At 67.0% G+C, this 26,414-nt stretch carries 26 protein-coding genes; 22 read left to right on the top strand and 4 right to left on the bottom strand.

Going from position 1 to position 26,414, the window contains the following annotated elements; genetic code table 11:
- Nucleotides 1–22: 22 nt before the first annotated feature.
- Nucleotides 23–1,627: an ABC transporter substrate-binding protein gene (locus RSO01_RS07670; RefSeq protein ID WP_246158175.1), complete on the top strand. Its 1,605-nt coding sequence runs from the start codon at nucleotides 23–25 to the stop codon at nucleotides 1,625–1,627.
- A 168-nt stretch (nucleotides 1,628–1,795) separates the two neighbouring features.
- Nucleotides 1,796–2,953, top strand: a complete 1,158-nt coding sequence (locus tag RSO01_RS07665) for a phytanoyl-CoA dioxygenase family protein (RefSeq protein WP_147147826.1) — start codon at nucleotides 1,796–1,798, stop codon at nucleotides 2,951–2,953.
- Nucleotides 2,954–2,959: 6 nt separating this feature from the next.
- On the opposite strand, the gene RSO01_RS07660 is transcribed toward RSO01_RS07665, so the two are convergent.
- On the bottom strand, nucleotides 2,960–3,220 hold the full coding sequence (locus RSO01_RS07660; RefSeq protein WP_147147825.1) for a hypothetical protein: 261 nt from the start codon (nucleotides 3,218–3,220) through the stop codon (nucleotides 2,960–2,962).
- A 168-nt stretch (nucleotides 3,221–3,388) separates the two neighbouring features.
- Between RSO01_RS07660 and RSO01_RS07655 the strand changes: the two genes are divergently transcribed.
- Nucleotides 3,389–4,015, top strand: a complete 627-nt coding sequence (locus RSO01_RS07655) for a hypothetical protein (protein ID WP_147147823.1) — start codon at nucleotides 3,389–3,391, stop codon at nucleotides 4,013–4,015.
- A 61-nt stretch (nucleotides 4,016–4,076) separates the two neighbouring features.
- Here RSO01_RS07655 and RSO01_RS07650 read toward each other — a convergent pair whose 3' ends face one another.
- Nucleotides 4,077–5,369: an adenylosuccinate synthase gene (locus RSO01_RS07650; protein ID WP_147147821.1), complete on the bottom strand. Its 1,293-nt coding sequence runs from the start codon at nucleotides 5,367–5,369 to the stop codon at nucleotides 4,077–4,079.
- A gap of 238 nt (nucleotides 5,370–5,607) precedes the next feature.
- On the opposite strand from RSO01_RS07650, the gene RSO01_RS07645 reads away from it, so the two are divergent.
- Entirely contained in the window at nucleotides 5,608–5,838 is a 231-nt protein-coding gene (locus RSO01_RS07645) for a hypothetical protein (protein WP_147147819.1), read from the top strand.
- A 58-nt stretch (nucleotides 5,839–5,896) separates the two neighbouring features.
- Here RSO01_RS07645 and RSO01_RS07640 read toward each other — a convergent pair whose 3' ends face one another.
- A complete protein-coding gene (locus tag RSO01_RS07640; protein WP_147147818.1) occupies nucleotides 5,897–7,063 on the bottom strand; it encodes an ATP phosphoribosyltransferase regulatory subunit in 1,167 nt (388 codons plus the stop codon).
- 298 nt (nucleotides 7,064–7,361) lie between these two features.
- On the opposite strand from RSO01_RS07640, the gene RSO01_RS07635 reads away from it, so the two are divergent.
- The 16 genes from RSO01_RS07635 to RSO01_RS07560 all read left to right on the top strand — a co-directional run bounded on the left by RSO01_RS07635 (nucleotide 7,362) and on the right by RSO01_RS07560 (nucleotide 21,801).
- On the top strand, nucleotides 7,362–7,637 hold the full coding sequence (locus tag RSO01_RS07635; protein ID WP_174825923.1) for a hypothetical protein: 276 nt from the start codon (nucleotides 7,362–7,364) through the stop codon (nucleotides 7,635–7,637).
- A gap of 1 nt (nucleotide 7,638) precedes the next feature.
- Nucleotides 7,639–9,177, top strand: coding sequence for a PepSY-associated TM helix domain-containing protein (locus RSO01_RS07630; RefSeq protein WP_218037273.1), 1,539 nt, complete (start codon nucleotides 7,639–7,641; stop codon nucleotides 9,175–9,177).
- Nucleotides 9,170–9,493 carry a DUF3325 domain-containing protein gene (locus RSO01_RS07625; protein WP_147147816.1) on the top strand — a complete coding sequence of 108 codons (324 nt, stop codon included), beginning with the start codon at nucleotides 9,170–9,172 and terminating at the stop codon, nucleotides 9,491–9,493. The genes RSO01_RS07630 and RSO01_RS07625 overlap by 8 nt, the downstream gene beginning before the upstream one ends.
- 12 nt (nucleotides 9,494–9,505) lie before the next feature.
- The gene (gene exbB, locus RSO01_RS07620) at nucleotides 9,506–10,339 is read left to right on the top strand and encodes a tonB-system energizer ExbB (protein WP_147147814.1); all 834 of its coding nucleotides are present in this window, start codon (nucleotides 9,506–9,508) and stop codon (nucleotides 10,337–10,339) included.
- Nucleotides 10,330–10,743 carry a TonB system transport protein ExbD gene (gene exbD / locus RSO01_RS07615; RefSeq protein ID WP_147147812.1) on the top strand — a complete coding sequence of 138 codons (414 nt, stop codon included), beginning with the start codon at nucleotides 10,330–10,332 and terminating at the stop codon, nucleotides 10,741–10,743. Before exbB ends, exbD begins: the two co-directional genes overlap by 10 nt.
- A complete protein-coding gene (locus RSO01_RS07610) occupies nucleotides 10,740–11,531 on the top strand; it encodes an energy transducer TonB family protein (RefSeq protein ID WP_147147810.1) in 792 nt (263 codons plus the stop codon). Before exbD ends, RSO01_RS07610 begins: the two co-directional genes overlap by 4 nt.
- Before the next feature lie 2 nt (nucleotides 11,532–11,533).
- On the top strand, nucleotides 11,534–11,932 hold the full coding sequence (locus RSO01_RS07605; protein ID WP_147147808.1) for a Fur family transcriptional regulator: 399 nt from the start codon (nucleotides 11,534–11,536) through the stop codon (nucleotides 11,930–11,932).
- A 67-nt stretch (nucleotides 11,933–11,999) separates the two neighbouring features.
- Nucleotides 12,000–12,539, top strand: a complete 540-nt coding sequence (locus tag RSO01_RS07600) for an RNA polymerase sigma factor (RefSeq protein ID WP_147147805.1) — start codon at nucleotides 12,000–12,002, stop codon at nucleotides 12,537–12,539.
- Between the two features lie 60 nt (nucleotides 12,540–12,599).
- On the top strand, nucleotides 12,600–13,601 hold the full coding sequence (locus RSO01_RS07595; protein ID WP_147147803.1) for a FecR family protein: 1,002 nt from the start codon (nucleotides 12,600–12,602) through the stop codon (nucleotides 13,599–13,601).
- Nucleotides 13,602–13,704: 103 nt separating this feature from the next.
- Nucleotides 13,705–16,134: a TonB-dependent receptor gene (locus RSO01_RS07590; RefSeq protein WP_147147801.1), complete on the top strand. Its 2,430-nt coding sequence runs from the start codon at nucleotides 13,705–13,707 to the stop codon at nucleotides 16,132–16,134.
- A gap of 267 nt (nucleotides 16,135–16,401) precedes the next feature.
- Nucleotides 16,402–17,343, top strand: coding sequence for a serine O-acetyltransferase EpsC (epsC, locus tag RSO01_RS07585; RefSeq protein WP_174825922.1), 942 nt, complete (start codon nucleotides 16,402–16,404; stop codon nucleotides 17,341–17,343).
- A gap of 139 nt (nucleotides 17,344–17,482) precedes the next feature.
- Nucleotides 17,483–18,442: a glycosyltransferase family 2 protein gene (locus tag RSO01_RS07580; protein WP_147147798.1), complete on the top strand. Its 960-nt coding sequence runs from the start codon at nucleotides 17,483–17,485 to the stop codon at nucleotides 18,440–18,442.
- Nucleotides 18,439–19,152 carry a class I SAM-dependent methyltransferase gene (locus RSO01_RS07575; RefSeq protein ID WP_147147796.1) on the top strand — a complete coding sequence of 238 codons (714 nt, stop codon included), beginning with the start codon at nucleotides 18,439–18,441 and terminating at the stop codon, nucleotides 19,150–19,152. Before RSO01_RS07580 ends, RSO01_RS07575 begins: the two co-directional genes overlap by 4 nt.
- Nucleotides 19,153–19,163: 11 nt before the next feature.
- Entirely contained in the window at nucleotides 19,164–19,430 is a 267-nt protein-coding gene (locus tag RSO01_RS07570) for a cupin domain-containing protein (RefSeq protein WP_147147794.1), read from the top strand.
- An 80-nt stretch (nucleotides 19,431–19,510) separates the two neighbouring features.
- Nucleotides 19,511–21,073: a hypothetical protein gene (locus RSO01_RS07565; RefSeq protein WP_147147792.1), complete on the top strand. Its 1,563-nt coding sequence runs from the start codon at nucleotides 19,511–19,513 to the stop codon at nucleotides 21,071–21,073.
- Between the two features lie 17 nt (nucleotides 21,074–21,090).
- Nucleotides 21,091–21,801 (top strand): haloacid dehalogenase type II, encoded by a 711-nt coding sequence (locus RSO01_RS07560; protein ID WP_147147791.1) that lies wholly within the window; start codon nucleotides 21,091–21,093, stop codon nucleotides 21,799–21,801.
- 195 nt (nucleotides 21,802–21,996) lie between these two features.
- Here RSO01_RS07560 and RSO01_RS07555 read toward each other — a convergent pair whose 3' ends face one another.
- On the bottom strand, nucleotides 21,997–23,112 hold the full coding sequence (locus RSO01_RS07555; RefSeq protein WP_147147789.1) for an alpha/beta hydrolase family protein: 1,116 nt from the start codon (nucleotides 23,110–23,112) through the stop codon (nucleotides 21,997–21,999).
- A 200-nt stretch (nucleotides 23,113–23,312) separates the two neighbouring features.
- On the opposite strand from RSO01_RS07555, the gene RSO01_RS07550 reads away from it, so the two are divergent.
- Nucleotides 23,313–24,479 carry a phosphoserine transaminase gene (locus RSO01_RS07550; RefSeq protein ID WP_147147787.1) on the top strand — a complete coding sequence of 389 codons (1,167 nt, stop codon included), beginning with the start codon at nucleotides 23,313–23,315 and terminating at the stop codon, nucleotides 24,477–24,479.
- Nucleotides 24,480–24,617: 138 nt separating this feature from the next.
- The gene (gene serA / locus RSO01_RS07545) at nucleotides 24,618–26,201 is read left to right on the top strand and encodes a phosphoglycerate dehydrogenase (protein WP_147147785.1); all 1,584 of its coding nucleotides are present in this window, start codon (nucleotides 24,618–24,620) and stop codon (nucleotides 26,199–26,201) included.
- The last annotated feature ends 213 nt before the right edge of the window (nucleotides 26,202–26,414 follow it).

Genomic DNA, 26,414 nt, shown 5'->3' with positions numbered 1-26,414 from the left:
CACCAATCAGGGAGCTCATGCCATGAAGAAACGTCTATCCCTTGCTGCATTGGCCGTCGTCTCGGCGCTGTCGCTCGCTCCCGCCTCGGCGCAGGAGAAGGTGCTGCGCATCGGCATGACGGCGTCGGACATCCCGACCACCACGGGCATGCCCAACAACGGCTTCGAGGGCATGCGCTTCCTGGGCTTCCCGATCTTCGAGGGCCTGATCCTGTTCGATCTCACCAAGACCGACCAGCTCGCGACCCTGCGGCCGGGACTGGCCGAGAAGTGGGAGCAGGCGCCCGACGACAAGAAGACCTGGATCTTCCATCTGCGCAAAGGCGTGAAGTTCCACGACGGCACCGACTTCAACGCCGACGCCGTGATCTGGAACCTCGAGCGCATCTTCAACAAGGACAGCGCACAGTTCGAGGCGGGCGCTGTCGGCATCATGCGCTCGCGCGTGCCGATCCTCGCCTCGTACAAGAAGATCGACGATTCCACCGTGTCGATGACGACATCGATCGTGGCGTCGTACTTCCCGTGGATGGTGCCTTACATCCTAAATGCTTCGCCCGCGTCATGGGAGAAAGGCGGGAAGGACTGGGCCAAGGTGGCGATGCTGCCGCCGGCCGGCACCGGGCCGTTCCGCATCACCGGCGTGGTGCCGCGCCAGTCGGTGACCCTGGCGCGCAACGATGCCTACTGGGACCCGGCCAAGAAGGCCAAGGTCGACCAGATCGTGCTGCTACCCATCCCCGAGCCCAACACGCGGCTCGCCGCCCTGCGCTCGGGCCGTGTCGACTGGATCGAGGTGCCGCCGCCCGACGGCATCCCCTCGCTGAAGCAGGCGGGCTTCGTCATCTCGACGGGTTCGTATCCGCACGTCTGGCCGTGGTTCTACAACATGGCGGCCAAGAACAGCCCGCTGGCCGACGTGCGCGTGCGCCAGGCGCTGAACTACTGCATCGACCGCAGCGCCATCGTCACCTTGCTGAATGGCACGGCCGAGCCGTCGGTCGGCTGGCTGAAGCCCAACGACCCGGCCTTCGGCAAGCCCGAGAACCGCTACACGTTCGATCCGGCCAAGGGCAAGAAGCTGCTGGCCGAGGCCGGCTTCACTGACAAGAAGCCGTTGTCCTTCAAGGTCATGATCTCGACCTCGGGTTCAGGCCAGATGCTGCCGCTGCCGATGAACGAGGCGCTGCAGGAGAACCTGAAGCAGGCCTGCGGCGTCGACGTGCAGGTCGAGGCGGTCGAATGGCAGGTGCTGTTGAACGCCGCGCGCGCCGTGCCCGACGATCCGTCGCTGAAGGGCGCCATGGCGCTCAATGTCAGCTCGCCGTCGAGCGATGTCGGCATGATGTTCCGCTACTTCGCCTACGCCAACTCCTCGCCGACGGGCTCGAACTGGGAGCAGTGGAAGGACGACAAGTTCGAGGACGTGATGAAGACCCTGTCGGAAGCGACCGACGAGGCGACCATCCAGAAGTACTTCGCGATGGCGCACGAGCGGCTGGTCGACAACCCGCCCTGGCTCTTCATCGTCCACGACCTCAACCCGCGCGCCTTCAGCAAGAAGGTGAAAGGGTTCGTCTCACCGCAATCGTGGTTCGTCGATCTGACGCTGGTCGATCTGCAGTAAAGGTCCCTCCCTTCGGCTTCGCTCAGGGCAGGCGCTACGCTCGGGATGACAGTGTGCTGTGTGATCAGCGCACCCCTGTCACCCCGAGGGCGAAGCCCGAGGGACCTTTAAGGCGACAGCGAAGGCCTCTATCCTCCGGTCAAAGATCAAGATTTGGAGGATGTGCTCATGGACGGCTCGACGACGGCACGCGTCGACTACGGCTCCGAGGAAGCGGCGATGAAGGCCTATCTCGCCGACGGCGAGCGCCGCGCGGCGACGCTGGGCAATCGCGGGCCGATCCGCTTCACCGCTTCGGGCGAGCTGCATCCCGACATCCTCGACGCCTATTGGCGCTGCGGCTTCTACGTCTTCGAAGGCGTGCTCAGGCCCGAGGAACTGGCCGACCTCGAGGGCGATTTTCGCAACATCCTCGACCGCCTGCCGGTCGAGCGCGGCGCGGCGGTCGACGCCAAGGGCCGGCCGGCGCTGGCGGCGGACTGCAAGGGGCCGAACCTGCTGTGGTCCAAGCCGCTCGGCGATCCGTTCGGCGGCACCGAACTCGCCAACGGCCGCCATCCGGTGAAGATGTACGAGCCGCAGGCCGCCGCCGACGCGCCCAAGGAAGTCGTCTACCTCATCCTGGGCTCGCTGCAGTTCTCCGAGGCGGCGCTGCGCATCTACGGTCATCCCGACCTTCTCGCCGTCGCCGCCGCGATCAACGGGCCGGACTTCACGCCGTTCAACGAGGCGCTGTTCATCAAGGAGCCGGGCCGCGGCGCCTCGGTGGCCTGGCATCAGGACGGTGTCACGCACTGGAACAGCGCCGACTGGGACCAGGGCATCCACGGCTTCAACTTCATGGGCCAGCTCTACGGCTGCACCGCGGCCAACGGCGTGTGGGTCGTGCCGGGCTCGCACAAGCAGGGCAAGGTCGACATCAGGAAGCTGGTGGCCGAGGCCGGCAGCGAACGCCTGCCCGACGCCGTGCCCATCATTGCCCAGCCGGGCGACGTTGCCATCACCAACCGCCAGGCGCTGCACGGCTCCTTCGCCAACACCAGCAAGGACTGGCGCGTCACGGTGAACATGGGCTTCCACCGGCGCCGGTCGGTGCTGGGGGTGAAGGGCGGCGGCGTGCACAACAAGGAAGCCGTCTATGACGCGGCCCGCATCCGCGAGCGGGCCCGGCTGATCGGCTACGGCATCGATGCCCGGCGGCAGCGCTTCCCGGACGAGACGCCTTACGTCTACCGGCCGCACGCCGATGAAGGGCTCGCCTATCGGTGGGACGCCACGGCCAGGGCCGACATCAAGGACTACAACCTGCTCGACCTCAGCATCTGACCCCCCTCAGCGGGCGCAGAGCTTCGGCAGCCGGGCCAGGATCTCGATCGAGCAGGTCTCGGCCGGGAAGAGCGCCCACACGGCAATCAGGACGACGACGATGAAAAGGGCGGGCCGCAGCAGCTGCAGCATCGCCGGCAGGACCGACCGCAGCGCCAGCCAGGCGACCAGCAGGCCCACGACCACGGCAAGCACGCGGTACTGCATGCTCCACGACTGCCAGGCGCTGAAATCAGCCCGGTTGGCCAGTTCCTTGAGATAATCCACGATCAGCCCACCCGCGACACAGACGACACAATTTCGCCAAAGCGCAACATGGCGGTGATACGGCCGAGAGGTAAACCAACGGCCGTCACTTCAAGCAGGCGCGGCCTGCCGCTGACGTGGCTTGGTCCGCCATGGACGTCGAAGCTTGATCCGAAAGGGGAAGCAGTCATGCTGAACACTAATCGCCGTACGACACTGAAGTTCCTGGGTGGCGCCGCCCTCGCGGCGACGACCCTGCCGCTGCCGGTGGCAGCCCAGGGCGAAGATCTGGTGGTGCCGAACACCTACCAGAACTTCAAGCGCGGCACGATCCACAGCCTCCATCCGGAGCGCCGCATCTTCAATATCGTGTGGGAAGACCTCGGCCGCGTGAAGATGCGCGCTGCGGACCTCGTCACCAACTATCCGTCGCTCAAGGTCGGCAACATCGTCGACACCCAGTGGTACGACTACCTGGACTTCATGATCGCCCCGAAGACGGCGCAGAACGACGCCCAGGCCAAGGCGATGCTGGCCAAGGGCGCGCGCCTGCAGGGCATCCCGGGCATGCAGGAGCCGATCAAGCTGTGGCGCATGGACGGCATGGTCACCAAGGTCGACGGCGCCACGATCTTCCTGATCAACGCTTCGGGCGGCAAGCCCGACGAGCCGGCGCCGGACAGCGGCGAGGTCATCCAGCTGCCGACGGCGCAGACCGCGAATGGCCAGGCTGCCGCGAAGTCGGTCAAGGTCGGCGACCAGGTCATCACCGTGTGGAGCCAGCAGACGGCGATCAAGGCGACCGTCATCCGCTAGCACCATACGAATCGATCGTCGTCGGCGCCCCGGGACCTCGCGGTCCCGGGGCGTCGCGTTTTCAATCGCGGAACGGATCCGTCATCAGGATCGTGTCTTCGCGCTCCGGGCTGGTGCTGAGCAGCGCCACCGGGCAGCCGACGAGCTCCTCGACGCGGCGCACGTACTTGATGCAGGTCGCCGGCAACTCGGCGAAGGAGCGCGCACCCTTGGTGCTTTCGTTCCAGCCGTCGAAAGTCTCCCATACCGGCTTGAGCTTGGCCTGCGCGCCCATGGTGAAGGGGAAGCGTTCGATCGTCTTGCCGTCGAGCTCGTAGCCGACGCAGACCTTGATCTCGCTCAAACCGTCCAGCACGTCGAGCTTGGTGAGCGCGATGCCGTCGATCCCGTTCAGCTTCACCGCCTGGCGCACCATGATGGCATCGAACCAGCCGCAGCGCCGGCGCCGGCCGGTGTTGGTGCCGAACTCGTTGCCGCGATCGCCCAGGAGCTGGCCGATCTCGTCCTTGAGCTCGGTCGGGAAGGGGCCATCGCCGACGCGCGTGGTGTAGGCCTTGGCGATGCCCAGCACGTAGCCCACCGCACCGTTGCCGAGGCCACTGCCGATCATCGCCTGCGCCGCCACGGTGTTGGACGAGGTGACGAACGGATAGGTGCCGTGGTCGATGTCGAGCATGGTGGCCTGTGCACCCTCGAACAGGATGCGCTTGCCCGCGGCTCGAAGCCCGTCCAGCCGCTCCCACACGTCTTCGGCGAAGGGCAGGATCTTGGGGGCAAGCTCGAGCAGGTCGGCGGTGAGCTTGCCGGCATCGATCAGCGGCTTGCCGAGGCCTGTGCGCAGCGGATTGTGATGGGCCAGCAGCGTGTTGACCTTGAGCGCCAGCATATCGGGCTCGGCCAGGTCGCCGACGCGGATGGCGCGGCGGCCGACCTTGTCCTCGTAGGCGGGTCCGATGCCGCGCCGCGTCGTGCCGATCTTGATGGTGCCCGGCACGTCCTCGCGCCAGCCGTCGAGGTCGCGGTGCAGCGGCAGGATCAGCACGGCGTGATTGGCGATCTTCAACGTCTCGGGCGTCACCGAGACGCCCTGGCCCGACACCTTCTTCACTTCCTCGAGGAAGTGCCAGGGATCGACCACCACGCCGTTGCCGATGATGGAAAGCTTGCCCTTGCGCACCACGCCGGACGGCAGCAGGGCGAGCTTGTAGGTCTCGTTGCCGATCACCAGCGTATGGCCGGCATTATGGCCGCCCTGGAAACGCACCACGACCTCGGCGCGCTCGCTCAGCCAGTCGACGATCTTGCCCTTGCCCTCGTCGCCCCACTGGGCGCCGATCACTGCCACGTTGGCCATTGCCTGTTCCCGAAATCCGACGTCCAAACACGAAAAACGCCTCCCCGGGGTCGGTGCCGGAGAGGCGTAAGTTTGGATAGCACGGGAAGGGAGGAGTGCGAAGGGAAACTTCGCCCGCGCTGTGACTGGCTTAGACCTGTCTTTTCAATCGCTCTGTGCTTTTTGCCACAGAGCGGGAATGCCGCATGAGGTCTTCTTCCCATGTTGCCGCACCTAGGCGGCAGCATGGGGGTAGGGAATGACTGACAAGCCAAGGAAGCGCCGCCTTTCGGCGAAGCAGAAGTCGTCAACGCTGTTCCACTTCTGGCACAACCTTCAGGACATTAAGGGCGAAGCCGAGCAGATGAAGGACGGCGAGCTCGTCCTGCTGGTCGGCATGATGGAACTGCTGGTCGAGGAGCGGATCGCCCTGCTGGGCGGTGGCCGCTCCGCGATGGTGGTCGCGGCCGACACGGCCCACGCGCACTAACTCAGATCTTGTCGGAGCGCGGACCTTGGGGGTCCGCCCTCCGGCAGGACACGCAGTCTCAGAGCGGCACGGCCTCTTTGTCGATCAGCGCGTGGCTGCACAGCAGGCGCTTGGCTTCGGCGCGCGGGTCGTCTGCCGCGATGACGCCGCGCACCACGGCATAGCCCTTGGTCTGCCATGGCCCGGCATCGCGCCATGGCGTGCCCGGCGGCAGGAACAGCCGCGGCCGCGCGGCCGGCGCCTCTGACGCCTGCAGCACCGCGTCCATGTAGAGCGTGAAGCCGGTGGCGGGCTCGCTGACGCCGTCCTCCGGGTAGCCCGCCGAATAGCGACCGCCGCGGGCGAGCTCGTGGCGGCCCCTGAGCGCGAACACCGAAAACGACACGCCGGTCTGGTATTCGAGGCCGCGATACTCGACGGGATCGAGGGTGAGCGGCAGGTCCTCGTCGGCGGCGTGGATCAGCTTCACGACCTCGCTGAGCCGGGCTGCCTCTGCCGCTGCGGCCGCCGGCAGCTTGAGGCTCGTCAACCCGGCGATGCCGCGCTCGGCGGGCCCGGCTGCGCGCAGCAGGCCGGTGAACACGTCGATGGCCCTCTTGGCGTCGCCCAGCGCCTTGGCGATGCCGCCTTCGTCCTTGCGGTCGAGAGCACGACGCACGCGACGCAGCGTGTCGGCGGGCAGCTTCAGGCCGGCGCCGACGGCCGCCACCAAGGTCGGCAGGTTGAGATCAACCGAGAGTTCGGCCACGCCAATGGCGCGCAGCGCATCGACCGCCAGCAGCACCGCCTCGGCATCGGCCTCCGCCGAATCGACGCCGATCAGCTCGGTGCCGACCTGGGCGAACTGCCGTTCGGGCTTGAGCGCGCCGCCGCGCACGCGGATGACGTTGCCGCCGTAGGACAGGCGCAACGGCCGCGGCTCGTGTTTCAGCCGCGTGACGGCGATGCGGGCGACCTGCACGGTCATGTCCGGCCGCACGCCCATCATGCGCTGCGACACCGGATCCATCAGCCGGAAGGTCTGCGGCGCCAGCGCCGCGCCCGGCCCGCCCAGCAGCGATTCCTCGAACTCGACCAGCGGCGGCTTGACGCGCTCGTAGCCGAAGGCGGCGAAGCGCTCGATGGCGATGTCGATGGCGCGGGCCTCGCGGGCGGCGTCGGGCGGCAGCAGATCGGCGAGGCCGGCCGGCAGGAGGCCGCGATGGTCGTTGTCGTTGGAAGTCATGGGGAGGTGCTTTTAGCCTATCGGCCTCCGGACAGTCAGGTGGCTCTGGCCGATTTCTAGGGAATCTGGGGCGAAAATCGCTCGCAGCTGGGCGGGGAAAATTATGAAAAAACAGCCCTCTCGTTCGTCATAGGGGTGAGGGTTCAGGCGCCTCGCTCGTCATAGGAGTTAGGGGCGACGGGTCGGTCTGGCCCCTTTTGGACACTTCAGGACCGAAACGGGCGAACAGCGAGCATCAGGGGAGCTGATCGAGTTGCAGCGTATTTTGCAGCGGCCGGGCGCCAGAAAGGCGATCTCGGTGATCGTGCGTCTGATAGCGGCCATTGGCGGCGGCTATGCCGCGTCCGCCGGCTTGGCTGCCCTGGCTGCGCGCGTCCTGCCGGTGGCGGCGGCGATGCCTCCGAGCGAGGCCGTCGTTCTGGCATCGATGCTGGCCTTCCTCGTCTATCTCGGCCTGCTGATCTGGGGATTTGCCGAGCCGAGCCTGGTTCGCCTTTGTCTCATCCTCACCGCCGTTGGGGTCGTTTCCTGGGGCGGAGCCTTTGGCCTCGTGCGCCTGGCGAGCGGGGGCTGACGTGGAGCAGGGCTTCCGCGCCTCCATGAACTGGCTGCATACCTGGGCCGGCGTCGTGCTCGGCGGGTTGCTGTTCGCAATCTTCTGGATGGGCACCCTTGCGGTGTTCGATCGCGAGATCGACCGCTGGATGGCGCCGATGATCCGGCTGCCGGCGGCGGAGAAGCCGTTCTCGCTCGAATCGCTGCGCCCGCTGTACGAGACGGCGGCGGCCGCCAAGTCTCCGTTTTTCAGTGTCGGGCTGCCGACCGATCGTGACGCGGCGATCCGCGTCCTGTGGAGCGACCAGTCCGGTCAGACGCATCGCTTCATCGATCCCAACACCGGCGCAGTGCTGCCCGACCCCGGCACGCTCGCCGGCACGCGCTTCATCTTTCCGTTTCATTACATGCTGCATATCCGCGCCGAGAACATCGGCTACTGGCTGGTCGGACTGGCCGCCATGGCGATGATGGCGCTGTGTGTCTCCGGCGTGATCATCCATCGCAAGATCTTCACCGACTTCTTCACCTTCCGTCCCGACAGGAAGCCGCGCCGCCTGGTCCTCGACCTGCACAACGTCACCGGCGTACTCGGATGGCCGTTCCATTTCCTGATCACCCTGTCGGGGCTGGTCATCTTCTGGTCGACCTATTTCCCCAGCGCCTGGCAGCTCACCTACAACGGCGACCGGTTGGCGTTCTTCGCCGACGCTTACGGCAACGTCGTCCCCAAGGGCCGGTCGGGCGAATCGGGCGGCATGGCCTCGTTCGACGCCATGGCTTCCGAAGCGCGGCGTGTGTGGGAGGGCTCGGCGCTGCGCTATGTTTTCGTCCGCAATCCCGGCGATGCAAAGTCGATCGTGCAGATCGGCCGACTCGACGAGGGGATCGTCAGCAGCACCTACGACGCGGCCTATTTCGACGGGCCGACCGGCGCGCTGATCAGCTACAAGAGCGGCACGGCGCCTGTCATGAGCGTGCAGCGCTTCCTGGCAGGCTTTCACTTCATCCAGTTCCGCCACTGGAGCCTGCGCTGGATCTATTTCGGCCTGGGACTGACAGGCTGCGTTCTGATCGCGACCGGCTACCTGTTCTGGCTGGAATCGCGCCGCAAGAAACACGCGCAGCTCGGGCTGAAGGGCGTACGCATCGTCGAGGGACTGGCCGTCGGTTCGGTGACCGGCATGCTGATCGCCACAGCCGCGTTCTTCGTCGCCAATCGTCTGCTGCCGCTCGGCGCCGAGGCATTCGGTCTGGATCGCGCGGCGTTGGAGGTCTGGACCTTCTACCTCGTCTGGCTGGCGACCTTCGCCCACGCCTGGGCGCGGCCGCAGCGCGCCTGGATGGAGCAGTGCTGGACCGTTGCCGCACTGGCCTGCGCTGCGGCGCTGCTGAACTGGATCACGACCGGCGATCATCTGGTGCGCAGCCTGTCGTACCGCCATCTCTGGCCGATCGCCGGCATGGACATCCTCCTGCTGGCAGGCTCGGCGATCGCCGCCGTTTCGGCACTGCGCCTCAGCCGGCCGTCGCGGGTCGCACGGGTGCGTCATGCCTGACGCGCTGCTGCTGCTCGGCATTTTTGCCGGCGCCTATCTCGGCTTTGCCGCCCTGGCCATGAGCCAGGACCGCCACTGGCATCATCTCGGTGGCGCCCGGCATTGCCCGCGCCGCGCCTGCATGGCGCTGCGTTGCGCCGGCTGGGCACTCCTGCTTGCCTCATTGGTGCTGGCGCTCATGCGCGATGGCGCGGGCTTCGGCTCGTTGCTCTGGGCCACGGTCATCACCGTCGGTGCTCTCTCTGTCGTCGCCACCCTGTCGTGGCGGGCGCACTGGCTGCGTCCGGCGGCACGTCTCCTTCAACATCTCGGCTGAGGTCGGATTTTCATGCGTCTTGTTCTTGTGATCTTCCTGCTTCTGTTATCGCCGGTGCAGGCCTTCGCCCAGGCCAACGGCTCGAGCGTGGAGACGCCCGCCGCGACGGCGGCGGTGCCGGCCGCCGCGCCGCCACCGGAGGCGGTGGCCCAGCCTTCGCCGGCCGCGCCGTCGTCCGGTGCTGCGCCGGTAAGCCCGTCCATCCTGCCCAAGGACCTGTCCGTGTGGGGCATGTTCGCGGCTGCGGACTGGCTGGTGCAGGCGGTGATGGCGGGACTGGCCGTCGCTTCCGTGATCACCTGGACGGTGTTCGTCGCCAAGAGCCTCGAACTCGCGATGGCATTCCGACGCCAGGGCGCTGTCCTGCTGGCGGTCGATGGCGCGGCGTCGCTCGATGACGCCCCCGCCAGCCCGCTGGTGGCGGCAGCGCAGGCCGAGCGCAGGCTGTCGGCCGATGCGGTGGGCGACCGCGAGGGCCTGAAGGAACGCGTCGCCTCGCGGCTCGAGCGGCTCGAATCGGCGGCCGGCCGCAGCATGCTGAAGGGGACGGGCGTGCTCGCGACCATCGGCGCGACGGCACCGTTCGTCGGCCTGTTCGGCACGGTGTGGGGCATCATGAATTCGTTCATCGGCATCTCGCGCTCGCAGACCACCAACCTTGCGGTCGTGGCGCCGGGCATCGCCGAGGCGCTGCTGGCCACTGCGCTCGGCCTGGCCGCGGCCATTCCGGCCGTCGTGATCTACAACCATTTCTCCCGCCGCATCGCCGCCTACCGGGCGCTGGTCGGCGACACCTCGGCCGCCGTGCTGCGGCTGGTTTCACGGGACATCGGCAAATGTCGGTAAAGCTCGACCACGGCGACGACGAGCTCGCCGAGAACCATGAGATCAACGTCACGCCGTTCATCGACGTGATGCTGGTGCTGCTGATCATCTTCATGGTGGCCGCACCGCTTGCCACCGTCGACGTGCCGGTCGAGTTGCCGACGTCGACGGCCGAGCGCCAGACCAAGCCGGAGACGCCGCTCTATCTCACGCTGAAGAGCGACCTGTCGTTCGTGCTCAAGGACAAGCCGGTGACGCGCGGCGATCTTGCCAAGGCGCTCGACGAGGCGACCGGCGGCAAGAAGGACGAGCGCGTGTTCCTGCGCGCCGACAAGAGCGTGCCCTATGGCGAGCTGATGCAGGGCATGAACCTGCTGCGCTCGGCGGGCTACCTCAAGGTCGCACTGGTCGGGTTGGAGCAATGAAGGACTGGGTCCGCTGGTCCGGCAGCTTCGTCGTCGTGCTGGGGCTGCATGCCGGCGCGGTCGGGCTGGCGCTCGGTTGGACCCATGCCGAGGCGCCGTACTCGCCGCCGCCCGCCGCCGTGATGCTGGAGATGGCGCCGCTGCCCGCGGCACCGCAGGCGACGCCGACCGAGGCGCCGCCGGCGCCGGAGCTCAGCGAAGCGGTGCCCGAGCCGCAGGAGCCGCCGCCGGTCGACCTCAAGCCGCCCAAGATCGAGGTCGAGGTGGCCGAGCCGCCGCCGCCGGTCGAGATCCCCAAGGCCGAGGTCGTGCTGCCCGCACCCGAACCGCCGCCGCCGCTCGACCTGAAGCCGCCGGAGAAGCCCAAGCCCGTCGAAAAGCCCAAGCCGCCGCAGCCCAAGCCCAAAGCCGTCGCGGCCGCGCCGCAGGCGGCGCCCGACCAGACCGAGCGCGCCGCCGCGCCGGCGCCGGGCGCCACGCCCGAGCCGCCGTCGGCCTCGCTGCCGACCTGGAAGGGCCTGCTGCTGCGCCATCTCGAGCGCCACAAGCGCTATCCCGGCGAGGCGCAGCGCGCGCGCCAGGAGGGCGTGACCTATGTGCGCTTCACCATGAGCCGCGACGGCCGCGTGCTCGCAGCGCGCATCGAGCGCGCCTCGGGCGTGGTCTCGCTCGACCAGGAGGGGCTCGAGCTGCTGCAGCGGGCGCAGCCGTTGCCGCCTCTGCCGTCGGACCAGCCGGGCGAAAGCCTCGAGCTGCTGGTGCCCATCCAGTTCTATCTCAAGCGGTGAGCATGACGTCGCTCGAAGCGCTCTGCGTGCAGCGCGGCCTGCGGCTCACCGAGCATCGGCGCATCGTCCTGGAGGTGCTGGAGGCGGCGGACGATCACCCGTGCGTGCGCGAGATCCATCGCCGCGCCGCCGACGGCCATCGCATCGGCATCGCCACCGTCTATCGCACGCTCAACACCCTGGTCGAGGCGGGGCTGGTGAAGCGCCAGGCGTTTCCGGACGGCAAGGCGCACTACGAGCGCGCCGGGCGGCCTTCGCATCCGCATCTGATCGACGTGGCGACCGGCACGATCGTCGAGATCGACGATGTCGGCCTGGAGTCGCTGCTCGAGCAGGAGGCGCGAAAGCTTGGCTACAACCTTGTCGACTACAGCCTGAAGCTGTTTGCCCGATCGCGCTAATGATCGCAATTGAGAATAAGTCGCATTTGACCTAGACTGCCGATCGGTCCGACCGGTCGGATGGGGGATGATGCGCGAATCGAAGCTGCTGCAGGCGTACCGCGAGCACGAATGGGAGCTGCTGCGCTTCCTCGCGCGTCGTCTCGGTTCGGCGCATCTTGCGTCCGACATCGCCCACGACCTCTATTTGAAGCTGCTGGGTGCGGCCGACCATCCCGATATCCGAGACCGCAAGGCCTACCTGTTCAGCATGGCCGCCAACCTCGCCACCGATCATCTGCGCGTCGAGGGTCGGCGAGGGCAGATACTGGCGGAGCAGGCCGGCTCGGTCTGGCGGCAGACCGACGAGCTCACGCCCGAGCGCTACATCATGGCGCGGGCCGAACTCAATCACCTTCAAAAGGTGATCGCCGGGCTGACGGAGCGCAGCCGACAGGTGTTCCATCTCAGCCGCTATGAGGGCAAATCGCAGGCGGAAATCGCCGCCATCCTCGGGCTCGGCGCGACCACCGTCTACAAGGACCTGAAGCTCGTCATGGATACGCTGCTGAAAGCGCGACGGCGTTTCCGGCTGGCCGCCGACGAAGTCGGGGAGCACGAGAAGTAGGCGGCTCACTCGTCTATAGGACGAGGACTACCCCGCAAAGTTGCCCGTGACCCAGCCGTTGTGACCCAGCCAGGCGACCGAGACCAGATCCCCGACGATATCAGCGACGCCGCGCAGGACTGGTTCCTGCGACTGGGCGCGCCTGGCGCGTCGGCCGCGGATCGCGAACGCTTTCGTGCCTGGTGCGAAGCCGACCCACGCCACGCAGCGGCCTATGACGAGGTGCGGGCGATGTGGTCGCAGATCGACGATCTCGAACCCGCCTTTGCGCCGCGCGGCCGGCCGCAGCCGGCGCCGTCAACGGTCTCGCATCGTCGCGGCCTGTCCATGCGCTGGCGCTGGGGCTCGGCAATCGCAGGCCTTGTCGCCGCTTGTGTGCTGATCTTCGTCTTCGCGCCGGCGATGATGCGCCTGCCGACGCGCCTGCTGGCCGACCACAGCACCGCGATCGGGCAGCAGCAGACCGTCGCCTTGCCGGATGGATCAATCGCCTACCTGAACACGGACACGGCGATCGACGTGTCATTCTCCGAACGACGGCGCGTCGTAAAGCTCCTGCACGGCGAAGCGTTGTTCGAGGTGAGCAAGGACGCGGCACGGCCGTTCGACGTGCTGGCGCTCGACGGCAAGGCGACGGCAGTCGGCACCGCCTACGCCGTCGGTATCGCCGATGAGCGGGCGACCGTGACGGTCACCGAAGGCATCGTGCGGGTGACGTCGCCCGACGGCTCGTTCGACGGACCATCGACGCTGACGGCAGGCCAGCAGGTGAGCTATCGGCGGGGTGAGGCGCCCCAGGCGGTACGCACGCTCGACGCTGACGCCGCGACGTCGTGGCGGCAGGGCGCCATCGCCATCCGGAATCTCCCGCTCGCCGATGCCCTGGCGGAGATCGGCCGTTACCACCCGGGACGGATCGTGCTCCTGGGCGATGGCACGCGACAAGCGCCCGTCACCGCACGTCTGTCGCTGACCGACATCGATGGCGGCATCGACGCCTTGGCCGCCACACACGGCCTCACCGTCACGCGCATCACCGACTTCCTGTTGATCGTACGCTGACAAAAACAGCGGGATCGGCACCGATCGTACGCGCCTTGCTCGGTCTAATGATGGAGGCGGTTGTATCCGGCGCTCCGTGGGGACAACGAGTGGGAAGAGCGTCATGCGTACACGGCGGATTGTCGGTTCGGTCCTGGCTGGGTTGGCGCTTCTCGTGCAGGAGCCCGGCCATGCGCAGGAGCAGCAACACGTCATCGCGCAGGCCGACCGGCCGCGCGGCTTCGCCATTCCGTCACAACCTCTGCCGTCGGCGCTCGAGCGCTTCGCCGACCAAGCCGGCATTTCCTTCGCCTATCGCACGGGAGATCTCTCGACACTCAATTCGCCCGGGGTCAGCGGCACGCTGACGCCGCGTGAGGCGTTGACCCGCCTGCTTGCGGGAACAGGCGTCACCTTCACATTCACCGGCGCCAATACGATCACCCTGGCGAAGGCTGTCGATGCCGGCTCGGGCGCTTTGCAGCTCGACCCGGTGCAGGTGCAGGGATATCCCGTGCCGCCGCAGGCCATGATCGACAACCTGCCGCCGCCTTATGCCGGCGGTCAGGTCGCGACAGGCGGCCAGCTCGGCGTCCTCGGCAACCGCGATGTCATGGACACGCCGTTCAACCAGATGAGCTACACGGCGAAGAAGGCGCAGGACCAGCAGGCGCGGTCGGTCAAGGACGTGCTGATCGACGACCCGTCCGTTCGCGGCGTGTGGGGTCCCAGCAACGGCTCGCGCGACGACCTCACCATACGTGGCTTCAGGGTGAACAGCGGCGATTACATGTTCGGCGGTCTCTACGGCATCCTGCCGCGCATCACCGTCCCGGCGGAGTTGCCCGAGCGGGTCGAAGTCCTCAAGGGGCCGAGCGCCATGCTGAACGGCATGGCGCCGAACGGTTCGATCGGCGGCACCGTGAACCTCGTGCCAAAGCGGGCGCCCGACGAGCCGCTGACGCAGCTCACGGCAAGCTACGTTTCCGCGGCGCAGTTCGGCGCGCACGCGGATGTCGGCCGACGCTTCGGCGCGGACAAGCAGTTCGGCTTGCGCTTCAACGGCGTCTATCGCGGTGGGCAGACGGCCATTGCGAACAACACCGACGAACTGGCGCTGGCATCGCTGGGTCTCGACTTTCGCGGCGAGCGCGTGCGCGTGTCGGGCGACTTCGGTTACCAGTATCAATATGTCGGCGGGCTGGTTGGCATGCCGATCGTGGCGACGGGCGTGCCCATTCCCGGCGTACCCACGCTCAGCAACAACTTCGGCCAGCCGTGGGGGTTCAACCAGCGCGACGAGTGGTTCGGAGTCGTGCGCGGCGAGATCGACGTCGTCGAAGGCGTCACGGCCTACGCCGCATTCGGCATCATCGACAGCCGCGCCCGGTATCTGACCGGCGGCTTCCCCACGATCGTCAACGTCAACGGCAACACCACGCAGACGCCGAACGTCGAGAACAACTACTACGACGCCTGGACGAGCGAAGTCGGCTTGCGTGCCCTGGCCGACACCGGCCCGATCAATCACGAGTTCGCGCTGAGCGCGACGACGTTCCAGCAGGCCCAGGGCTTCGGCTCGGTCACCGGCACCGCGTTCGCGTCCAACATCTACAATCCGACCTTCGTCGCGCGCCCGAACCTCGGCGATCCTGCCGCGCGGAAAAGCAGCACCGGGACGCTGTCCGGCATCGTCTTCGCCGATACGCTGTCGGCGGCGGCGAAGCGCATCCAATTGACGGTGGGCGGCCGCTTTCAAGGCATCGAGGCCGCCAACTTCAACACCACGACCGGTGCGCAGACCTCCAACTACTCGCAAAGCGCGTTCAGCCCGTCCGCGGCCCTGGTGTTCAAGCCCTGGAGCAATGTCTCGCTCTACGGCAACTTCATCCAGGGACTGCAGCAGGGCGCGATCGTCGGTAACGCCTTCGCCAATGCCGGGCAGATACTGCCGCCCTACAAGTCGACCCAGTTCGAGGTCGGCGTGAAGGTCGATTGGGGCAAGTTCGGCACGACCATGAGCGCCTTCCAGATCACGCAGCCGAGCACCATCGTCAACACCACCACGAACATCCTCTCGGCCAACGGCGAGCAGCGCAACCAGGGCCTCGAGCTCAACCTGTTCGGAGAGCCGACCCAGGGCGTGCGCCTGCTGGGCGGCATCATGCTGATCAATGCCGTGCTCGCGAAGACGGCGGGCGGCCTGACCGACGGCTGGGTGGCGCCCGGTGTGCCGGGCGTGCAGCTCAATCTCGGCGGCGAATGGGACACGCCGTTCGTGCGGCACCTGACCCTGAACAGCCGGGTGATCTACACGGGCTCGCAATACGTCGACACGACCTGGCCGCGCCGCACCATTCCCGACTGGGCGCGCATCGACGTCGGCGCACGCTATGTCGTCGAAAGCGCCGGGAGCCCGACCGGCCAGCCCCTGGTCTTCCGCTTCAACGTCGACAACCTGCTCAACACGAACTACTGGGCCACGGTCACGAACAGCTACCTGGTCCAGGGCACGCCGCGTACCTTCCGGCTGTCGATGACGGCTGACTTTTAGTCTTCGGACCGCGCGTATCCTGCGCGCTCATGAATTATGAGGGGCGGTCGCGGAAACGAAGCTCATCCGAGCGGCAAGGAATCTCGTTAGCGTCGGCGGCGCAGTCGGCCCAAATAAATCGGCGCTTCGCTTGAGGGTGCAGGGAATAGATTTTTCCTTGTGTGCTTCAACCGGAGCAGATCTTGCCAAGACGCTGCGGACGATCCTTGTGGCGATTGAATCGGCCCCCACATCATGCGACGCAGCTTGCACGGACGTGAGGAAGCGATGCCAGACTCTCCGATCACAGATACGGCGGATTTCGAGGTCGGTTCGATCGTCGCCGGGCTGCGACAGTCGCGCGACGTGCTGCACAACGTCCGCTACCGCGGGCCGGTGCGGCCGCCACCGTCGCGTGAGGCCATCGTCGAGATGCTGGCCCAGTTCACCATGGCGCTGTTTCCCGCCCACTACGGCAAGCTCGGCAACGGCCACGACCCGGTGACGCCCGACATGATCGACGACTTCGTCGCCGGCGCGTTGAAGCGGGCGCTGCCGGCCCTGTACGAGCATCTGCGCGGCACGCTGCCGTTCGCCGCCGAAGGCGTGCCGTCGGACGAGGCGACGTCGCGCGAGGCCCGCGCCATGACCGCCGCGCTCGCCGGCGCGCTGCCGGAGATTCGCGGCCTGCTGGTGAGCGACCTGCGCGCTGCCTATGCCGGCGATCCGGCGGCGACCGGATTTTCCGAGGTCCTGCTGGTCTATCCGGGGATGACCGCGATCATCCACCATCGGCTGGCGCATGTGCTGTACAAGTTGGGCGCGCGGTTCCTCGCGCGCTACATCAGCGAGATTGCGCATTCGCTCACCGGCATCGACATCCATCCCGGTGCGCAGATCGGCGGCAGCTTCTTCATCGATCACGGCACTGGCGTCGTTGTCGGCGAGACCGCCGTGATCGGCGAGCGTGTGCGGCTCTACCAGCACGTGACTCTGGGCGCGCGCAGCTTCCCGGCCGACGATACCGGGGCGCTGATCAAGGGCCGGCTGCGCCATCCCATCGTCGAGGACGACGTCGTCGTCTATGCCGGCGCCACCATCCTCGGCCGCATCACCGTGGGACGCGGCTCGACGATCGGCGGCGGCGTGTGGCTGACGCATGGCGTGCCGCCCAACAGCTACATCACCCAGGCGCAGGCGCGCAGCAATGAGCCCGATCGTCAGGGCTGATCCCATCGGAACGCGGACCTCCAAGGAAGACTAGAGCGTCACCGCTCGGAATGACGGGAAAACGGGTCAAATGCGATAGCCCTGGAGACCCGGCGGGTGTCGTCTTGGCCTCGGCTCCGGTATCGTTTATTGCTCCGGCATGACCCTCGCCAACCGCCCGGCGCTGTCCGTGGTGGCCCCTTGCTACAACGAACAGGACGCTCTGCCTGAATTCCTGCGCCGCGTCGGCGCGGTGCTGGATAGCGTCGGCGGGACCAGCGAGATAGTGCTTGTCGACGACGGCTCGTACGACCGTACCTGGCAGGTCATGACCGAGGCGGCCGGCCGCGACCCGCGTGTCGTCGCCGTCCGGCTGATGCGCAACCATGGTCATCAGCTCGCGCTCACGGCCGGCCTCACCGTGTGCCGCGGCGAGCGCATCCTGATCATTGACGCCGATCTGCAGGACCCGCCTGAGCTGCTGCCCGACATGATCGCGCTGATGGACGGTGTTGATGGGAAGGGGGGCGCCGACGTGGTCTACGGCCAGCGCCGACAGCGCGATGGCGAGACTCTGTTCAAGCGCGCCACGGCCGCCGCCTTCTATCGCCTGATCGGCCGCATGACCGACGTCGAGATCCCGCTCGATGCCGGCGACTTCCGCCTGATCACGCGCCACGTGCTCGATCTCTTGACCGCGATGCCCGAGCGCCACCGCTTCGTGCGCGGCATGGTCGCCTGGATCGGTGGCAAGCAGGTGCCGCTGCCCTACGATCGCAAGGCGCGGGTGGCGGGCGAGAGCAAGTATCCCTTGTCCAAGATGCTGCGCTTCGCCGCCGACGCCATCACCGCCTTCTCGATCGTGCCGCTGATGGCCTCGATGACCATCGGCTGGGTGATGGCCGCGGTCGGCTTCGCCTTCTTCGTCTATTCCATCGTCGGCTGGGCGTTCGGCCACACGCTGCCCGGCTGGACGTCGCTTATGGCCGCCGTCGGCCTTTTGGGCGGCATGCAGTTCCTGATGCTGGGCATCATCGGCGCGTACCTCGGCCGGCTCTACGACCAGAGCAAGGGCCGGCCGCTGTTCATGATCCGCGACATCGTCGGCGGTCCGAAGTGAGTCCGGCGGAGTTCGATCGCCACGCCGGGACCTATGACGGCGGTCTCGACAATCCCATCAAGCGCATGATGGGTGATTCGGCCGACCAGTTCATCGCCGTGAAGGCACGCTGGCTGCTGCGCCGCGAGCCCGGCCTGAAGGAGGGCGCGCTTGCGGTGCTCGACTATGGCTGCGGCGCCGGCGATCTCATGCGTGTTCTCGCAGAGTTGGGTGCGCGCGCCAATTTCACCGGCTGTGACGTCTCGAGCGGCATGCTGGCCGAGGTCGGCAAGCGCTGGCCGTCGGGGCTCGGGCCGGTGCCGACGCTGGCGGCGCAGGAGGGGGCCAAAACGCCCTTTGCCGATCGGCAGTTCGACATCGTCACCATCAGCGCCGTCCTGCACCACGTGCCGATCGAGGAGCGGCAGGCAGTCTACCGTGAGCTCGGCCGCGTGCTGAATCCAGGCGGCCGGATCTACGTCTTCGAGCACAATCCGCGCAATCCGCTGGTGCGCTACGTCATCGCCCGCACGCCGATCGACGAGAACGCCATCCTGCTCGATGCGCGCGAGGTCCGCTACGGGCTGCTCGACACGGCGCGCTACGACCTCGAGACCGACTACCTGATGTTCATGCCACCCGGCCTTGCCTTCTTGGCACCCATCGACCGGACGCTGGCGTGGCTCCCCCTGGGAGCGCAATATGTCGTGGCGGCGCGCAAGGCCGCCTAAGGAGAAACGGGATGGACCGACAGACCTTCGAGGCCGAGCTGAAGCGCGACGGCTATGAGGTTGCCACCAACACGACGCCGGGCGTCAAGGTGAACCCCGAGCACAGCCATCCGTTCGACGTGCGGGCGATGGTTGTGCAGGGCGCGATCACCATCACCTCGGGCAGCGAGACCGTGACCTACAAGCAGGGCGATACCTGGGATCTCGCGCGCGGCTGCCTCCATTCGGAGAGCTACGGGCCGGAAGGCGCGGTCGTCCTGTTCGGCCGGAAGATGTAGCGATCCTGAACGAAGAGAAGAATGCGCCGGGCTGGCAGCTGCTGCTGGCCTTCGCGCTCAGCCTCGCGGCGCTCTGCGGCTTGATCGCCTGGCTGCAGAACGTCCACATCATCACCGCCAACGGCATGTACAAGAGCATCCAGGCCGAGCCTTGGATCGCCGATCTCACGCGCGCACGGCTCGATCCGTCGAACTATCTCTATTTCCCTCTCTATGGCGCACTCTGCCGGCTGCTCGACTGGCTGGGCATCGACCGTGGCGTGCCATGGCGGCAGTTCGCCTGGCTCAACGCCTTTTTCGCCAGCCTCACCACCACGATCGTCTATGCCTTCGTCCATCGCCTCACTGGTAGCATCCGTGCGGCCGCGCTGGCGGCGTGCTTCCACTTCGGCTGCGGCTTCGTTCTGCTGCTCTCGGTGATCAGCGAGGACATCATGCCGGGCTACGCGCTGGTCCTGGGCGCGATGGCGCTGGCCGGCCTGTGGTTCGATCGGCCGACGCATCTTCGCGTGGCGCTGGTCGGCGTGCTGTTCACGTTCGGCTGGCTGATCGAATGGCGTCTGCTGTTCCCGCTGTTGCCCGCGCTTGTCGTGGCGCTGGCCCTGGCGCCGGAACGGCTGGCGCGACGCGCGGCGCTGATCAGCACGCTGATCGTTTCCATCGTGGTCGTGGCCGGCATCGTCCAGCTCTGGTCCGAGCGCTATCCGGGCGCGGTCGGGCTGCACGACATCCTGTGGACCGGCAAGGGCGTGGCCACCGGCTGGGCCGGCCTGTCGTGGGACAAGGCCTGGATGATGCTGTCGGGCGTCGGCAACTACTTCCTGATCGTCGGTGGCTGGGTCGATCCATTGTCGGCAAGGCATGCCGCGCTGCCGCTCCTGGTCTCGGTGGCGCTGCAGGCCGCGATCTTCCTCGCCGCCGTCATCGCCCTGTGGCCACGGCGACATGAGCCTCGAATACGCGCGGTCGCGATCGTGTTCCTCGGCACCTTGGGGGCGGGGCAGGTGCTGAACTTTTATTCGCAGCCTCAGGATCCGCAGATGCAGATCAACGTCATGCCGTGGCTGACGGTGGCCTGGGCGCTGCTGCTGGGGGCGCTGTCGCTGCGCTCGCGCGGCATCGTGATCGCACTCGCCGTGCTGTCGGTCCTGCCGCTGGCCTGGAACGTCGGAGCACTCGCGCGTTTCCGTGGCGGCGACGAGGCCGCGCTCAAGGCCATGGCCGCGCTCGAGCAGCGCTTTCCGCCGGCCTCGACGGTCTTCGTGTACTGGGGCTTCGAGCCCATCACCATGTGGCAGTACGCGCTGTGGAGCCGCACCTGGGACTGGGACGGCAAGCCGTCGGACGCGAAGTTCAAATGGATCGCCGTCGACGCCGGCGCCATCCGCCATCCCGACTGGACGGCCGAGCACAATGCCGAGGTGCTGAAGCGCGACATCGACCTGGCCTTCGACCGCGGCCATCGCGTCGTCATCTCCGACGTCTGGACCTGGAGCGAGGCCGAGCTCACCGGCCAGCTCGGCGCCCTGTCGGCCGCCAATCGCGCGTCGGCCATCTGGCGCATGCTGCACGACAACTATCGCGCCGAGCCGGCCTTCCGCGATCCCGTGGCCGGCAACTACTACGAGCTGCGCCGACGTTGACGCACACGGAGAAAGACATGACGCCCATACGCGAGATCCTGAAGCGAGAGATCAAGGCGCTGGCGTTCGACCAGTACGGCACGATCGTCGACATGCAGAAGGGTCTCACCGAGGCGGCGACGCCTTTCCTGAAAGCGAAGGGCTGGGACGGCAAGCCCAACAGCTTCGTCACCTGGTGGCGACGCACCCACTACGAGAACTCGATGATCGATGCGCTGTGCGACCGTGGCCACACGCCATACCGGCAGATCGGCCATCGCGCCCTGTCCTTCGTCATGGATCGCTGCGGCATCGCCTACACGCAGGACGAGGTGAAGGCGCTGGTCAGCGAGATCGAAAGGCTGAAACCGTTTCCCGACGTGGTTGCGGCCCTCGGCAGGCTGCGGTCGGCCGGTTACAAGCTCGCGATCCTGTCGAACGGCGATCGCGACATGCTGGAAGCGGCAGGCCCGCACATCGGCTTTGCCTTCGACCATGTGATCTCGGTGCAGGAAGCGGGCTACTTCAAGCCGCACTGGAAGACCTACGCCAAGGCCGAGGAGATCATCGGCGAGGATCGGTCCGGCATCCTGTTCGTCGCCAACCACGCCTTCGACTGTATCGGCGCCAAGTCCTACGGCATGCGCACGGCCTTCATCGACCGGCGCAAGCGGCCGTTCGGCGAGACGCCGCACCAGCCCGACCTCATCCTGGCCGATTTCGCCGAGCTCGCCGACACCTTGGCCTAGAGCAAGGTCCATGCTGCTTGGTTCATTCCTCCCCAGCGAAGCTGGGGAGGTGTCGCCGTCATACGGCGACGGAGGGGTCACCGGTGCTAACACCTATGGCTCATGACCCCTCCGCCCGCTTCGCGGGCACCTCCCCATCGTATGAACGATGGGGAGGATGATTCTGGCAGGCCGGACTTCGCTCTAGTTGGTCGGCTATTTGTCGACGAGGTCCTGGCCGATTGCGTACAGATGACAGCCCTCACCGTGAGGTTGGGCTTTGCAGTCAGCCATCGCCTTTTGCTGCGCCTCGTCGACTGTGCGGCCTAGGGCCGAGCTGCAGCTGCCTTGGGAAGCAATTGCAAAGGCCTTGGCGTCGCTGCGGCGAATCAGATAGCGGGCGAAGGCTTCCTGGCACGCCGGAAGGGCGTTCGGCGGCGCCGGCAGCGTGGACGTTGGCGGCAGCGCGATGATCGGGACGATCGGCAAACCCAGACCCGCGAGAAAGGGCTCGACGGTGGGAAACCAGACGTCCGCCGGAGCCAGGGTCACGAGGTCGTGCCCGTTTGATCCGAATGGCGGCAGCATTCGCAACTGAGCTGGAGCACCGGCAGCGCTGTAGGCATCGAACATCTGGCGGGCCAGCGCAGGGCCGTAGACGCGGTCGTTTTCGGCGTAGAGCCAGAGAGTCGGCACACGAGCGGTGCGCCCGAGTGCTGCGACGGCGTCTACGAGGCTGTCGGGTTTACAGGCCTGGCCTGTCCCCGAGCGGCCGTGTCGGCCGCCATCGAAGTTCAGGATCGCGACCACGCCGGCCGGATTTTCTGCCGCAGCGGCAGTGACAGCAAGGCTGCCAGTGGAGTGGCCGAGCAGCACGACGTGGTCGCCGTCCACCCAAGGTTCCTGCCGCAACGACGTGATTGCCGCAAGCACGTCCTCGGCCGAAGTCCGCACGCCGGGGAGGAAGTCGCAGGGCCGTGGCAGGTCTTCGGCATAAGTTCCGCCGGACCGGCCAAAACCGCGGCGCATGATTGCAACTGCTGCATAGCCGCGCTGGGCGAAGGCGACGGCCGCGTTGTTGAAGGTGACGGGAGAGCGCCGCGCGGCCTCGCGGAAAAACGCCTCGCCATCCACGCTCGGCGTTCCATGCACCATGATCACCAGCGGAAATCGGCCGGGCCGGTCGGGACGAATGACATAGCCATCCAGCGACAGCTCGCTGCCGGCGATGGTCACCGGCACTGACAGCGGCTCGCTGACCAATCCTTGGAGCAATCCCTCGGCACGGGCGGCAGTCGTGAATAGAACGAACAGGACGATCAGGATGCGCATTCGAGGCTCTGGCTGGCTCGCGATGGCTATGAAGCGTCCCTGTTTCGCTGTCGTCTCGGGTGCGTAAAGTTCTGTAAACTTTGCCGCACCCGCGCGCTTCTTGCGTCGTCGAACATTGACGGCAGCCGCGACCGCCCGTATATCGGCGGCGGGCCACGCTCCCCCACCGGAGTGCAGCTCTTCTGTAAGGGAGAGGTTTGATGAAGCCGAACATGCGTCCGGCGCGTCCTGACTTTTCGTCAGGACCCTGCGCCAAGCGTCCGGGATGGACGCCTGAAGTCCTCAAGGATGCCGCCATCGGGCGGTCCCACCGATCAAAACTTGGCAAGAAGAAGATCGTCGAGGCGGTCGACCGCACGCGCGCTCTGCTGGGCATACCAGCCGACTATCGCGTCGGCATCGTCCCCGCGTCGGACACAGGTGCCGTCGAGATGGCGCTGTGGTCGCTGCTCGGCGCCCGGCCGGTCGACATGCTGACCTGGGAGAGCTTCGGCGAAGGCTGGGTCACCGACGTGGCGAAGCAGCTCAAGCTCAAGGATGCCCGTGTGCTCAAGGCGCCGTACGGCCAGATCGCCGACCTGAAGGCGGTCGACTGGACGCACGATGTCGTCTTCACCTGGAACGGCACGACCTCGGGCGTAAAAGTGCCGAACGGCGACTGGATCGCCGACGACCGCGGGGGCCTGGCGATCTGCGACGCCACCTCGGCCGTGTTCGCCATGGACCTGCCGTGGCCCAAGCTCGATGTCGTGACCTGGTCCTGGCAGAAGGTAATGGGCGGGGAGGGCGCACATGGCGTGCTCGTCCTGTCGCCGCGCGCCGTGCAGCGGCTGGAAAGCTATTCGCCGCCGTGGCCGTTGCCGAAGCTCTTCCGCCTGACCTCGGGCGGCAAGTTCTCCGAGGCGATCTTCAAGGGCGACACCATCAACACGCCCTCGCTGCTCTGCGTCGAAGATGCGATCGACGGCCTGCGCTGGGGCGAGGGCCTCGGCGGGCTGAAGGCGCTGATGGCGCGTTCGGAGGCCAACCTCGGCGTGCTGGAAAAGTTCGTGGCCGAGCGCAAGTGGATCGGCTTCCTGGCGGGCGACAAGGCGATCCGCTCGAACACCTCGGTGTGCCTCAACATCACCGCGCCGTGGTTCACCGCGCTCGCGGCCGACAAGCAGGCCGCGGCGGCCAAGAAGATGGCCGACCTGCTCGAGAGCGAGAAGGCGGGCTACGACGTCGGCTCCTACCGCGACGCCCCGCCGGGCCTGCGCATCTGGTGCGGCGCGACGGTCGAGCAGAGCGACCTTTTGGCCCTGCTGCCCTGGCTCGACTGGGCCTACGGAGAGATCGAGCGGGAGTTTGGCGCCAAAGCGGCCTGACCCGAAATCCCTCAAATTCCTCTCCCCCGCTAGGGGGGAGAGGCTGGGTGAGGGGGCTTCGAAGGCTGTGCGCAAACCCCTCACCCAACCTCTCCCCCTAGCGGGGGAGAGGAGGCATGAATGAATGGAGTGACGTAAATGGCAAAACCCAAGGTCCTCATCTCCGATGAGCTTTCTCCCCGCGCGGTGGAGATCTTTTCCGAGCGCGGCTGCGACGTCGATTTCAAGCCCGGCCTGAAGCCCGCCGAGCTGCGCGCCATCGTCGGCAACTACGAGGGCCTGGCGATCCGCTCGGCGACCAAGGTCACGGCCGAGGTGCTGGCCGAAGCCAAGAAGCTCAGGGTCGTCGGCCGCGCCGGCATCGGCGTCGACAATGTCGACATCAAGTCGGCCACTGCGCACGGCGTCGTGGTCATGAACACGCCCTACGGCAACGCCATCACCACGGCCGAGCACGCCATTGCCCTGATGTTCGCGGTGGCCCGCCAGATCCCTGACGCCAACGCCTCGACCCAGGCCGGCAAGTGGGAGAAGAACCGCTTCATGGGCACCGAGCTCAGCTTCAAGACGCTGGGCCTGATCGGCTGCGGCAACATCGGCTCGATCGTCGCCGAGCGCGCCATCGGCCTGAAGATGCGCGTCATCGCCTACGATCCCTTCCTGTCCGACCAGCGCGCCCAGGAGCTCGGCGTCGAGAAGGTGACGCTCGACCAGGTGCTGGCGCGTGCCGACTTCATCACGGTGCACACGCCGCTCACCGAGCAGACCAAGAACATCCTCAGCCGCGCCAACCTGATGAAGACCAAGAAGGGCGTGCGCATCATCAACTGCGCCCGTGGCGGCCTGGTCGACGAGCTGGCGGTGCGCGACCTGCTGGTGTCCGGCCATATCGCCGGCGCGGGCTTCGACGTCTTCACCGAGGAGCCGGCCAAGACCAACGTCCTGTTCGGCGCCCCCAACCTCGTCAGCACGCCGCATCTCGGCGCCTCGACTCTGGAGGCGCAGGAGAACGTGGCCCTGCAGGTCGCCGAGCAGATGGCGGACTACCTGCTAACCGGCGCCGTCGTGAACTCGCTCAACATGCCCAACGTCACGGCCGAGGAGGCGCCCCGGCTCGCGCCCTATCTCGACCTCGCCGAGAAGCTGGGCTCGTTCGCGGGCCAGCTGACCGACACCGACATCAAGGCCGTGTCGATCGAGTACGAGGGCGACGTGTCCGCCCTCAACGTCAAGCCGCTCTCCCAGGTGGCGCTGATGGGCGTGCTGCGCCCGCAGCTCACCTCGGTGAACATGGTGAACGCCCCGGTCGTCGCCCGCGAACGCGGCATCGAGATGGCCGAGGTCAAGCACGAGCGCGCCGGCGACTACCATTCGATGATCCGGCTCACCGTCACCGGCGAGAAGTACACCCGCGCCGTCACCGGCACGCTGTTCGGCGGCAAGCATCCGCGCATCGTCGACATCAAGGGCATCGAGATCGAGGCCGAGTTCGCCCCGCACATGCTCTACATCACCAACGACGACAAGCCGGGCTTCATCGGCCGCCTCGGCACGCTGCTGGGCGAGAGCAAGGTCAACATCGCGACCTTCCACCTCGGCCGCGACGCACCCGGCGGTTCGGCGATCGCACTCGTGCAGGTCGACCAGCCCATCTCGCCCGAGCTTCTGGGCAAGATCGGCGCGCTGGAGAGCGTGGTGCAGGCGAAGCTGCTCAGTTTCTGACCACCTGGCTCACGACGCAGGATGCAGCTCTGCGTGAGCCCACCCCGCGGACATTCGTTCGCGGTCAATATTGAACAGACTCCCTTGGCTGCCCCGCCCTAGGCTGCGACCTGCCGCGGTCAGGAGACTCTTCCTGCGGCATTGGCCGGGGGGCGAACATCATGCTGCGACTTGTCACACCGACTCTGGGCACCGACTCCTATCGGCCGGCGT

The organism is Reyranella soli (assembly GCF_007992495.1).
In the GTDB taxonomy this organism is placed as follows: domain Bacteria; phylum Pseudomonadota; class Alphaproteobacteria; order Reyranellales; family Reyranellaceae; genus Reyranella; species Reyranella soli.
The sequence above is the reverse complement of the archived record's forward strand: the minus strand, read 5'-3'. Positions and strand labels throughout refer to the sequence as shown.